Source organism: Nocardia takedensis NBRC 100417, from assembly GCF_000308695.1.
Lineage (GTDB): Bacteria > Actinomycetota > Actinomycetes > Mycobacteriales > Mycobacteriaceae > Nocardia > Nocardia takedensis.
In genome coordinates, this window is sequence record NZ_BAGG01000077.1 from 47,508 (window position 1) to 59,184 (window position 11,677).

Below are 11,677 nucleotides of genomic sequence, written 5' to 3' on the forward strand. Positions count from 1 at the left end.
TCAGATCGGCGCGCCGACCCACCAACTGTCGAACACATCCTGCCCGCCGCGCCCGCCGGAGGCCCCCACGGTGCAGAAACTGCGGGCCGGGTCGTCGAAGGCGACGTCGAGCAGGCCGAAACCGGCGATGCTGTCGCTGGCCCAGCGCACGCTGCCGGTGCCGGTGGGGCGGGTCCAGCGTTCTTCGCGCACGTTCGCGTAGCCGGTGACGTCGCGCCGGTAGGTGACCGGACGTCGCGACGGATCGCAGCGGATGTTCACGCTGATGCCGTCGTCGTCCGCGCTCGGGCAGTGCAGCCAGGCCCCCTGGTCGTCATTGAGCGCACATCGCATCCCCTGGTAGCCCGCGGCCGCCGGATCGGCCGGGAGCAATCCCGGGAACGCGTCCACGATGTAGGCGGCGGGGCCCCACGCGGCGGCAGCGGACACGGTCGTGGTCGGCGCGGCGGTGGTCGCGGTCGCGGACGGACGCGTGGTTCCGGTGGGGGCGGTCGTCGTGGTCGGGAGTGCGACGGGATCGTCGTCGCGCACCACCCGCAGCGTCACGACGGTCGTGACAGCGGCGACGATCAGCACCACCGCACCGGCGAGCAGCGCGATCCGCGAAGCCGAGAGTCCTTGCCCGGCAGTAGCGCCCGCACCGGATCCGACGCGCGGACCCGACGGCATTCCGTCCGAGGACCCGGCCCACGAAGGCCCGGTCACCGGGCCTTGCCCCGAAACCGCTCCCCCGACCCACGGCGGCCCGGACTGCACACCGCCCGGCAGCACACCCCACGACGGCCCGGTCACCGGTCCCTGTCCCGAGGACCCTCCCCCGCCCCACGACGCCTCGGACGCTGTACCCGACGAAACCGGTCCGGTCGCGGGCATGCCCGGGTCGGGCCTCGCGAACCCCGGCCCGGACGACTCTCCCGCCCACGGGTTCGGGGCGATGTGCCCCGGTGTCGACCCGCGCGGCGCGGGAACGTGCCCACTCGACCCGGCAGGCCCCGGATTCGAGGGCGTAGCCGACGACATCGGCACGGCCCCGGACCGATTCGGCGGGACCTGTCCCGAATCCGACGCGCCGGACACCGAGGCGTCACGCCCCTGTTCGAGCGCCTGGCCGAAACCCGCCCTCGGTTCGGATCGGTCCGCCGCGTCGGCGTCCGGCCACGCGAGAAACCCCGCCCCGGGGCCGCTCGACTCCACCGCGCGCAGGGCGGCGGCCGCGAGTTCGCCGCACGAGGCGTAGCGGTGGTCGGGATTCTTGGCCATGGCTCGGGCGACCACCTCGTCCAACGCGGCGGGCAGGCCGGGGACGGCGGCGGTCGGGCGGGGCGGGGGTTCGTAGAGGTGGGCGTGGATGATCGCGCCGGGGGCGCGGCGGCCGAAAGGGACCGTGCCGGTGAGCATCTGGTAGAGGGTGCAGCCGAGGGCGTAGACGTCTACGCGGTGGTCGAGGGGTGCGCCGGTGAGTTGCTCGGGGGCCGCGTAGGCGAAGCTGGCGGGGAACGCGCCGCCTGCGGTGAGGGTGGTGTCGGCGGCGTCGAGGGACCGGGCGATGCCGAAGTCGGTGATGCGGACGACGTCGGCGCCGTCGTCGGCGGCCGAGACGAGGATGTTGGCGGGTTTGACGTCGCGGTGCAGCAGTCCGCCGCGGTGGGCGGCGTCGAGTCCGCGCGCGGCGTCGGCGAGGATCCGCACGGTGCGGGCGGGCGGCAGGGTGGCGGGTCCGCGGCGGATCAGTTCGGCTACGTCGACGCCGTCGACGTAGCGCATGGCGATCCAGAGCACGTCGTTCTCGACGCCGCGGTCGTAGATGGCGACGACGTTGGGGTGTTCGAGGCGGGCGGCGAGTTCGGCTTCGCGGCGGAAGCGGGCGCGGAACTCCTCGTCCGCGGCCAGCGCGCTGTCGAGGATCTTCAGCGCGTCGCGGCGCGGTAGCCGCGGGTGTGCGGCCAGGTAGACCGCACCCATTCCGCCGGAACCGATTCGACGCACGATCCGGTAGCCGGCGAAGACCTCACCCGGACGTAGCGACACGGCTGCTGTTCCTCCCTCGGCCAGCCAGCCTACCCAGCCGAGGGCATACCGGTGGGTCGGGTTCACCGGGAAGGCGGGGAAGGGCCGGAAATAACCGTGTTACTGTTCGGTAGGCAGCGCGGTTGTGACGGGTCTCATGTCCGGTCCGCGCTGCGACCTGGAGCACTCCGGCGACGACGCCGGGTGGAGTTACGGAGAACTATCGATGCAACGACAACTAGGGCGTCGGACCCGCACGGGCGCGCTGCCGAAGGCGGGGCGCGTCGCCGCCGCCGTGGCGGTGGCCTGCGCGACGGCCGTCGCCGGGGTGGGTATCGACACGCAGCAGGCCGCGGCCTCGCCGGTGAGCGCGTTCTACACACCGCCCGCGAGCATTCCGAACGATCCCGGCGCGATCCTCAAGACCGAGCCGATGTCGATCTTCGCCACGGTGCCGAAGGCCGACGGCTGGCCCACTCAGGCGCAGCGGATCATGTACGTCTCGCACAAGATGGACGGCTCCCCCGTCGCGGTCAGCGGCACCTTCATCGACGCCAAGGGTCCGTGGCTGGGCGCGGGTCCGCGCCCGACCATCGTGATCGGCCCCGGCACCGCCGGCCAGGGCGACCAGTGCGCGATGTCGGTCGCGTTCTCGACCGGCGTGACCGTCACCCCCGACCTGTCACTGTCGGCGAATCAGGAAGCGCCTTCGGCGGCGGTGTGGAGCGCGCTGGGCGCGCGGGTGCTGGTCACCGACTACATCGGCCTCGGCACGCCGGGCATCCACACCTACGTCAACCGCGTGGAGTCGGCGAACGCGGTGCTCGACGGCGCGCGGGCGGCGCACCGCCTCGCCGGTGTCGGCGCGGACACCCCGGTGGCGTTCTGGGGTTACTCCCAGGGCGGCGGCGCCGTCGCGGCGGCCACCGAGTTGCAGCCCGACTACGCGCCCGAGCTCAATCTCAAGGGCACCTGGGCGGGCGGCCCGACCGCGGACCTGGCGGCCATCCTCGGTCAGATCGACGGCGCGCTCATCAGCGGCGCGATCGGTTTCGCGATCAACGGCCTGCTGGATCGCTACCCGGAGTTGTTCCGCCCGTTCGATCAGCTCATCAACCCCACCGGGCGCGAGATGTTGAAGACGCTGAGCAACGAGTGCATCGGCGACGTCATCATGCGGCATCCATTCCTGGAGACCAGCACGATGACCGTCGACGGCCAGTCGCTGTCGTTCCATCTGCGCGGCATCCCGGAGGCGGGACCGGTGCTGGCCGAACAGCGGATCGGCACGCTGCGTCCCGCCGCGCCGGTGTTCATCACCAGCGGCCGCAACGACGACACCGTGCCCTACGTGCAGGCGCGTCAACTCGCCCAGGACTGGTGCGGACTCGGCGCGACGGTCAGCTTCCGCACCAACGACCTGCCGCCGATCCTGCCCGGCACCACCATTCCGAACCATTTCGGTCCGGAGATCATCGACGGGTTCGGCCCGGACAGCGCGGTGGGCTACTTGCTCGACCGCCTCGCCGACAAGCCGGTCTCCGGATGCTCGCTGGACTGACTCCGCGAGGCCGGTGAATGAGAAGGCCCCGATTCGCAACGGCGCGGGTCGGGGTCTTCGCTTGCGCGAGGGCGCGATTCAGTACGCGCCCTCCCCTTCGGCGACGGCGCGCAGGGTCTTGGCGATGATGCGCAGGTCCAGCAGCATCGACCAGTTCTCGACGTAGGAGAGGTCGAGTTCGACGGATTCGGCGGGCGGCAGATCCGAGCGTCCGCTGACCTGCCACAGCCCGGTGATGCCGGGGCGAACGAGCAGCCGACGCCGGGTGACGCCGTCGTAGGAGTGCACTTCGCGGCGCACCTGCGGGCGCGGACCGACCACGCTCATATCGCGCAGCAGCACGTTGAGGAACTGCGGCAGTTCGTCGAGGCTGTACTTGCGCAGGAACCGCCCGACGGGTGTGACCCGCGGATCGTTCTTCAGCTTGAAGAACAGCGGGTTGCCGCCGTTGCCCGCGATCAGCGCGCTGACGTGCCGGTCGGCGTTGAGGTACATGCTGCGGAACTTGATCATCCGGAACGGCTTGCCGTCCATGCCGATTCGCTCGGACAGGTAGAACACGGGTCCGGTGCTGGTGAGTTTCACGGCCAGCGCGATGACCAGCAGCGCGGGGGCGATCAGGGTCAGCGCCAACGCGGCGAAGCACAGGTCGAAGGCGGCCTTGCCCAGCGACAGGGCGCGGTCGTAGCGCGGTTTCTCGATGTGCAGCATCGGCATTCCGGCCAGCACCTGACTCGACATCCTGGTGCCGGAGATGTCCATGACGCCGGGCGCGACGATCAGTTCCGCGCCGAAGGTGTCCAGATCCCACGCCAGTTTGCGGATGTCGGGCGGGCCGAGGCGGTCGGTGGCGATCACGACGACGGTGTCGGCGCCGGTGGCGCGGGCGGCGCGGACCACCGAGCGGTCGTCGCCCGCCACGGGGATGTCGCGTCCGCCGACCCGCAGCGTCTGGCCGGGCCGGTCGGGTCCGCCCGCGGTGCACACGCCGACGACGTGGTAGCCGTGCAGGTGGTTGCGCGAGAAGGCGGCGGCGACGCCGCGCGCCGCGTCGGCCCCGCCGACGACCAGCACCGAGTGTCGGTAGCGGCCGAGAGCGCGGTGGCGGCCCGCGTGCGAGCGCCACAACGCCCGCGACAGGGCCAGACCGGCCAGGCCGAGCGGGAGGGTCAGCGCGAGGCTGTCGTGGGTGATCTCGACGCGTCCGACCAGCGACACGATGGCGATCAGGCCGAACAGGTGCAGGCTGGCCGAGAGGAGTCGGCGGTATTCGGCGCTGCCCGCGCCGACGATGCGGGCGGAGCGGGAGTCGTTCCAGCCCAGCAGGATCGACCAGCCCGCGATCACGCCGAGCGAGAGCAGCGTGGTGGCCGGGTCGAACACCGGGTCCCAGCGCAGCGCGGAGTCGGCGGCGATGTCGAGGGTGCACAGTTGGGCGGCGGCGGCCGCGACGGCGACGACGGCGGTGTCGGTGACGGCCAGACGGCGGATGTAACCAGTTCGCCAGGCGTCACGATCACCGTGCGTGGACATGTGCAGGCGGAGGTCGACGGCGGTGCCGGGGGCCGTGAGGGGGAGAGCCATGAAAAGTACCTGCTTGAAGATTGAACCGTCGTATTCGATCGGTGCTCGCACCCCGTCGCGAGCACTGTCCGGGCAGCGCGTCCGGCGACGGTGCACGAGACGATTCGAAGCCGGGTCGATCTGTTGCGAAAGTATTGCTCCCGCACCCGGTCCCGCACAAGTGTTGCGAGCCAGGTCACATCCGATCCGGCCCGCGTATCGAGGTACGGCGGCGATATCACCCGCGGAACCGCCGCGTGACCGACCGATGGGTACCGGTGAGTACGGTAACTGAAAACGTGCTGTTCACTATTGCATCGCACAATTCCGGCCCCCCGGACTCGCTATTCCGGCGCACGGATGATAATTTTTCCGTCATCGGCAGAGAAGTCCGCTTCTCGGCTGCGGGGCGCCGCCGATATCAGAATATGTATTTCCGAGTGGAGCCCGCGTGCGTTGTCGTCTGTGTGACTCGGTCCGGCTGTCGAGCGTGCTGGATCTGGGAGCCACACCCCCCTGTGAGAAGTTCCTGTCCGCGGACGAACTCGACCTTCCCGAGCCGACCTACCCGCTGCACCTGCGGGTGTGCCAGGACTGCCTGCTGCTCCAGATCCCGGCGTTGATCACGCCCGAGGAGACTTTCACCGAGTACGCCTATTTCTCCTCCTATTCCGACTCCTGGGTCCGCCACGCGCGCGATTTCGTCGACGGCGCGGTGCGGCGACTGGGTCTGGACGCGGAGTCGTTCGTGGTCGAAGCGGCCAGCAACGACGGCTATCTGCTGCGCGGAGTCGTCGAGGCGGGCATCCGGTGCCTGGGCATCGAACCGTCGGTCAACGTGGGCGCGGCCGCGCGCGAGGCGGGCGTGCCGACCTTGACGGCGTTCCTGGACGAGCGGACCGCCGCCGCGGTGCGCGCCGAACACGGCCCGGCCGATCTGGTGGTCGCCAACAACGTCTACGCGCACATTCCGGATCTGCTCGGTTTCACCCGGTCGCTGCGCACCCTCGTCGCCGAGGACGGCTGGATCTCCCTCGAGGTGCACCATGCGTCGAACCTGGTGCGCCACGGCCAGTTCGACACCATCTACCACGAGCATTTCCAGTACTACACCCTCGCCGCCGCCCAGCGAGCGCTGGCGACCGCCGACCTCGCGGTGGCCGACGTGGACGAACTGCCGACCCACGGCGGCTCGCTGCGGATCTGGGCGCGCCCGAGCGCGGTGGCCGAACCCACCGAGCGGGTGCGCGACCTGCTGGCCCGCGAGGCCGCCGAGGGCCTGCACGAGGTGCGGGGGTACGCGCCGCTGCGCAGGCGGGCCGAGGCCGTGCGCCACGACCTGCTGCGTTTCCTGCTCGACTGCCGCGCGCAGGGCAAGCGCGTGGTCGGCTACGGCGCGCCGGGCAAGGGCAACACCCTGTTGAACTACTGCGGCATCCGACCGGATCTGCTCGAGTACACCGTCGACCGCAATCCCTACAAGCACGGCCGTTTCACCCCGGGCACCCGGATCCCCATCCACGCCCCCGAACGCATCGACGCCGACCGGCCCGATGTCGTGGTAGTGCTGCCGTGGAATCTGGAAACCGAGATCACCGCCCAACTGCGCCACATCGGCGAGTGGGGCGGACTGCTGGTCTATCCGATGCCCACCGTGCGGGTGGTCGACCCGAACGCGGTCGGCTCCGAGGGCGTGGAGGTCGTGCCGGTATGAAGGTCGTGCTGTTCTGCGGCGGATACGGAATGCGTATGCGTCACAGCGATACCGACGTACTCCCCAAACCGATGCAGATGGTGGGCCCGCGCCCGCTGATCTGGCATGTCATGCGCTACTACGCGCATTTCGGCCACCGGGAGTTCATCCTGTGCCTGGGCTACGGGGCCCATCACATCAAGGACTATTTCCTGAGCTATCAGGAGACGATGTCCAACGATTTCGTGATCCGCGACGGAAAAGTGGAACTGCTCGGTTCCGATATCGCGGACTGGACCATCACTTTCGTCGACACCGGACTCGAATCGGCCATCGGCGAACGCCTGCGCCGGGTGCGCCCGCACCTGGGTCAGGACGAGGTGTTCCTGGCCAACTACTCCGACGTGCTGACCGACGCGCCGCTGGACGCCATGATCGACCGGTTGCGCACCTCCGGCGCCGCCGCCTCGATGATGGTGGTGCCGCCGCAGTCCTCGTTCCACTGCGTCGAGATGACGCCCGGCGGCGAGATCAAGGAGATCACGCCCGTCGCGCAACTGCCGATCTGGGAGAACGGCGGCTATTTCGTGCTCACCCAGGAGATCTTCGACCACCTGCCGCCCGGCGGCGACCTGGTCGAGGACGCCTGCGGCGCGCTGGCTTCCCAGGGACGTCTGCTCGGCTACCAGCACTTCGGGTTCTGGAAGCCGGCCGACACGTTCAAGGAAAGGGCCGAACTCGAGGCCGCCTACCACCGGGGCGAGCGGCCGTGGATGGTGTGGGAGCGACCGACGTCGTGATCGGCCTTTCCCCCGGTCGGCTCGGCGAGATCGCGATTCTCGGCGCGCACTGCGACGACATCGCGATCGGCATGGGCGCGACCTTGCTCACCCTGACCCGCGCCCACCCGGAGTTGCGGGTGCGCGCCCTGGTGCTCTCGGGTGCGGGCACGCCCCGCGCCGCCGAGGAGCGCAAAGCGCTCGAAGCGTTCTGCGCGAACGCGGATCTGGAACTGACCGTGCTCGACGTGCCCGACGGTCGCGCGCCCGCGCACTGGTCGCGGGTCAAGGACGCGCTGGCGCGGTTCCGGCGCGGCGTCGAACCCCAGGTGGTGTTCGCGCCGCAGCGGCACGACGCCCACCAGGACCACCGGATGCTGGCCGAACTGGTCCCGACGGAGTTCCGCGATCACCTGATCCTGGGTTATGAGATATTGAAGTGGGAGACCGACACGCCGAGACCTGATGTGCTGCATCCGGTTTCACCCGAGCTCGTGCGGGAGAAGGCGGCGCTGCTGCGGCAGTGCTACCCGTCGCAGACCCAGCGCGACTGGTTCGACGACGAGGCGTTCCTGGGCCTGGCCCGCATTCGCGGTGTGCAGTGCCACGCCGCGTACGCGGAAGGGTTCGTGCTCGACAAAGCGGTCATGGATTTCGGAAATACCGGAGGGGTGTGAAACATGCGTGTACTCGTCACCGGCCATCTCGGCTACCTCGGCACCGTCATGACGCCGGTGCTGCGCGCCTGCGGGCACGAGGTGACCGGACTCGACATCGGCTATTTCGCCGACTGCGTGCTGGGCGCGGCGCCGCAGGACCCGCCGGGTCTGGCGCTGGACCTGCGCGAGGTCGAGACCGAACACCTGGCGGGTTTCGACGCGGTCGTGCACCTGGCGGCGCTGTCGAACGATCCGCTGGGGGCGCTGGTCCCGCAGATCACCCACGACATCAACCACCACGCCTCGGTGCGCTTGGCGCGCTCGGCCAAGCGGGCGGGCGTGCGGCGGTTCCTCTACGCCTCGACGTGTTCGGTCTACGGCGCGGCGGGCAGCGGCCTGGTCGACGAATCCGCGCCGCTGAACCCGTTGACGCCCTACGCCCAGAGCAAGGTGCGCGTCGAGGACGACCTGACGGCGCTGGCCGACGACGAGTTCCACCCGGTGTTCCTGCGCAACGCCACCGCCTTCGGGTTCTCACCGCGCCTGCGCGCGGACATCGTGCTGAACAACCTGGTGGGGCACGCGGTGCTCGGCGGCGTGGTCAAGGTGCTCTCCGACGGCACGCCGTGGCGTCCGCTGGTGCACGCCGAGGACATCGCGCGCGCTTTCGCGGTCTGCCTGGAGGTGCCCGTCGAGGCGATCCACTGCCGCGCCTACAACATCGGGACCGAGACGAACAACGTCACCGTGGCGCAGATCGCGCGGGCGGTGGCCGAGGTGGTGCCCGGGTCGCGGGTGGAGATCACCGGGGAGTCGGGGGCCGATCCGCGCTCCTACCGCGTCGATTTCTCGGCCGCCCGCCGCGATCTCGGCTTCGAGGCGAACTGGACGGTGGCGCGGGGCGCGGCGGAGTTGTACGCCGAGTATCGCGACCGCGGCCTGACGGCCGAGGATTTCGCGCACCGTTTCGTGCGGTTGGCACGCCTGCGCGCGCTCGGTGAGCGCGGTGTGGTCGACGCCGATCTGCGTCGCGTGGAACCGGTGACGGTCGGTGGGTGAGATGGTCGGTGATCGGTTCGCCACGAGGTGCCGTTCCTGTCGGGGGCGGGATCTGGTGACGGTGCTGGATCTGGGCCGGATGCCCGCGGCCGATCACTTCCCGCCCGCCGGGCAACCGGTGCGCGCGGCGGAGGCGGCCCACTCGCTGACGATGCGCAGTTGTCGCGGATGCGGGTTGGCCCAACTCGGTCCCGACGACACCGACACCGCCGAACCGCGCGGGATCGAGCCGCTGGCGCTGCGCGAGCAGGCCGCCGACGCGGTCGACCGGGTGGCGCGGGCGGGGCTTCTGCGCGGGCGCACGGTGCGCGAGTTCGGCAGTCCGCACGGCGGTAGCTGGCTGGATCTGCTGGCCAGGCGCGGCTTCACGCCGGTCACCGGGCAGGCCGAGGTGGTCCTGGACAGTTTCGGGCTGATGCACGAACCCGATCAGTACGCGGCGGTGGTCGAGCGGGCCGCGGCCACCGCGCCCGGCGGGTTGCTGCTGGTGCAGTACCATTCGCTGCACACGATCGTGGCAGGGGGGCAGTGGAATGCGTTGCGGCACGGACACTTCGCGTACTACACGCTGTCCGCGCTGGCGGGCATGCTGCGCGGCGCGGGCTTGGCGGTGCGCACCGCGTGGGATTTCGACCTCTACGGCGGCACGGTGCTGATCGCGGCCGAACGACCGACCGCCGCCGTCGACCGCGGGGGGACCGATCCGCGGGTGGCGCGGGTGTACGACCGCGAGGCGGGTCTCGAGGACCCGGCGGCGCTGGGCGATCTCCAGCGGGCCGCGGACCGGCACGCGCAGAACTTGCGCGAGGTGCTGGAAGACGCGGCCGCCGAAGGTAGCCGGGTGTTCGCCTACGGTGCCGCCTCGCGGGCGGTGGCGCTGTTGCACCGCGCGGGCGTGCACCGCGGACTGCTGCACGGGGTCGCCGACGCCTCCCCCGCCAAACAGGGCAGGCGGATGCCCGGCACCGACGTGCCGATCATCTCGCCCGCGGATCTGGTGGCCGCGCAACCGGACCGGGTGCTGCTGACGGTGCCCGACCTGCGCGCCGAGGTCGAGGCCGCGTACCCCGAACTGGCCGGTCGGTGGCTGCTGGACACCCCTCCGGCGATCGCGGAGGTGCGGGCGACCCGATAGGCGGTGAACTGGGGCGATGCCGGTGTGAGGTCGCCCACGTGCGGTGCGACGGGGTTCCCACCGCAGGCGAATCGAGATAGCTTTTTCATTGCTCTGCTGATTCCTCGTTCGGAATTTCCAGAGTTCCACGCAACGAGGGCACGTATGAGAGAACACGGCACCGCATCGAGCCACGCTCGTCCGCCGCGCGCACGACACACCGTTTCCGGCTGTCACAGGCGATTCCGCTCGCGAGCCGACGAGATCTCCGCGCCTTCGCGCGAAAGGGTCTGACCGCACGACCTTTCGCCCCCGTCTGTTTCCGAATCATTCACGTCGTATTGCCAACATGTTGCTGAACGCACGCTCATCCCGGTGAAGGAGGGAATGTGGGCACCCTTTCGGTATGTGTTCCCGCCTACGAGGCCGGACGCACCCTGGAAGACACACTGCGGTCGATCCTCGACCAGGACGTCGATTTCGAGCTGCTGGTGCTGGACAACGCCAGCACCGACGCGACCGGCGAGATCGCCGCGTCCTTCGACGACCCGCGCGTCCGCGTCGAGCGCAACGAGACCACCCTGCCGATCGGCGACAACTGGAACAAGGCGATCCGGCTCTCGACCGGCGACCTGGTGAAAGTGGTGTGCGCCGACGACATCCTGCTGCCGGGCTCGGTGGCCGCCCAACTCGAGGTCATGGACGACCCGGCCTTCGCGATCAGCTCCTCGCGCTTCCAGGTCATCGACGAACGCGGCGAACTGCTCGAGACCGGCCTGGGCCTGCCCGGGTTGCGCGGGGTCCACAGCCCGCGGTCGCTGGCGCGCACCATCGTGCGGCGCGGCCCGGCCGATTTCGGGCCGACCGCCGCGGCCATGTTCCGCCGCGAGCATTTCGACCGGGTCGGCGGACTGCGCGGGGATCTGGTCTTCCCGATGGATGTCGACCTGTTCGCCCGCGTCGGCCAGTTCGGCCTGTTCTTCGGGCACACCGAAGTCGCCGCCGCCTGGCGGGATTCCACGTTCAACCTGTGCAGCCAGACCTCCTCGGTCAGCAAACTCACCGAGATGCTGCGCTTCCACCACCGACTGGCCCGGGACTGCCCGCGCCTGCTGTCCCCGTTCGATCTGGCCGTGGGCGATCTGCGGTTGGCGCGCACGGCGCTGCACCGCCTCCGGGTGCGCGCCGGCTCGCTGTTGCGAACGCGACTGAGACGATGACCGGACCGTCGACCCCGCTGCG

At 70.3% G+C, this 11,677-nt stretch carries 9 protein-coding genes; 7 read left to right on the forward strand and 2 right to left on the reverse strand.

Annotated features, from left to right (window positions below; translation table 11 throughout):
- The gene (locus tag ON30_RS40630; RefSeq protein WP_245554079.1) at positions 1-2,028 is read right to left on the reverse strand and encodes a serine/threonine-protein kinase; all 2,028 of its coding nucleotides are present in this window, start codon (positions 2,026-2,028) and stop codon (positions 1-3) included.
- 205 nt (positions 2,029-2,233) lie between these two features.
- Here ON30_RS40630 and ON30_RS16165 point away from each other — a divergent pair, with 205 nt between their 5' ends.
- Entirely contained in the window at positions 2,234-3,568 is a 1,335-nt protein-coding gene (locus ON30_RS16165) for a lipase family protein (RefSeq protein WP_051029439.1), read from the forward strand.
- 78 nt (positions 3,569-3,646) lie between these two features.
- Here the strand turns inward: ON30_RS16165 and ON30_RS16170 are convergent, their stop codons facing one another.
- Entirely contained in the window at positions 3,647-5,152 is a 1,506-nt protein-coding gene (locus tag ON30_RS16170; RefSeq protein ID WP_040708063.1) for a sugar transferase, read from the reverse strand.
- A gap of 430 nt (positions 5,153-5,582) precedes the next feature.
- On the opposite strand from ON30_RS16170, the gene ON30_RS16175 reads away from it, so the two are divergent.
- The 6 genes from ON30_RS16175 to ON30_RS16200 all read left to right on the forward strand — a co-directional run bounded on the left by ON30_RS16175 (position 5,583) and on the right by ON30_RS16200 (position 11,655).
- A complete protein-coding gene (locus tag ON30_RS16175; protein WP_040708064.1) occupies positions 5,583-6,845 on the forward strand; it encodes a class I SAM-dependent methyltransferase in 1,263 nt (420 codons plus the stop codon).
- The gene (locus ON30_RS16180; protein ID WP_040708066.1) at positions 6,842-7,624 is read left to right on the forward strand and encodes a glycosyltransferase family protein; all 783 of its coding nucleotides are present in this window, start codon (positions 6,842-6,844) and stop codon (positions 7,622-7,624) included. The genes ON30_RS16175 and ON30_RS16180 overlap by 4 nt, the downstream gene beginning before the upstream one ends.
- Positions 7,621-8,280 (forward strand): PIG-L deacetylase family protein, encoded by a 660-nt coding sequence (locus tag ON30_RS16185; protein WP_040708163.1) that lies wholly within the window; start codon positions 7,621-7,623, stop codon positions 8,278-8,280. Before ON30_RS16180 ends, ON30_RS16185 begins: the two co-directional genes overlap by 4 nt.
- A 3-nt stretch (positions 8,281-8,283) precedes the next feature.
- Entirely contained in the window at positions 8,284-9,321 is a 1,038-nt protein-coding gene (locus tag ON30_RS16190) for an NAD-dependent epimerase/dehydratase family protein (RefSeq protein ID WP_040708068.1), read from the forward strand.
- A 1-nt stretch (position 9,322) separates the two neighbouring features.
- On the forward strand, positions 9,323-10,456 hold the full coding sequence (locus tag ON30_RS16195; RefSeq protein ID WP_040708164.1) for a class I SAM-dependent methyltransferase: 1,134 nt from the start codon (positions 9,323-9,325) through the stop codon (positions 10,454-10,456).
- Between the two features lie 368 nt (positions 10,457-10,824).
- Complete coding sequence (locus tag ON30_RS16200; protein ID WP_040708070.1) at positions 10,825-11,655, forward strand: glycosyltransferase family 2 protein; 831 nt, start codon at positions 10,825-10,827, stop codon at positions 11,653-11,655.
- Positions 11,656-11,677 lie beyond the last annotated feature (22 nt).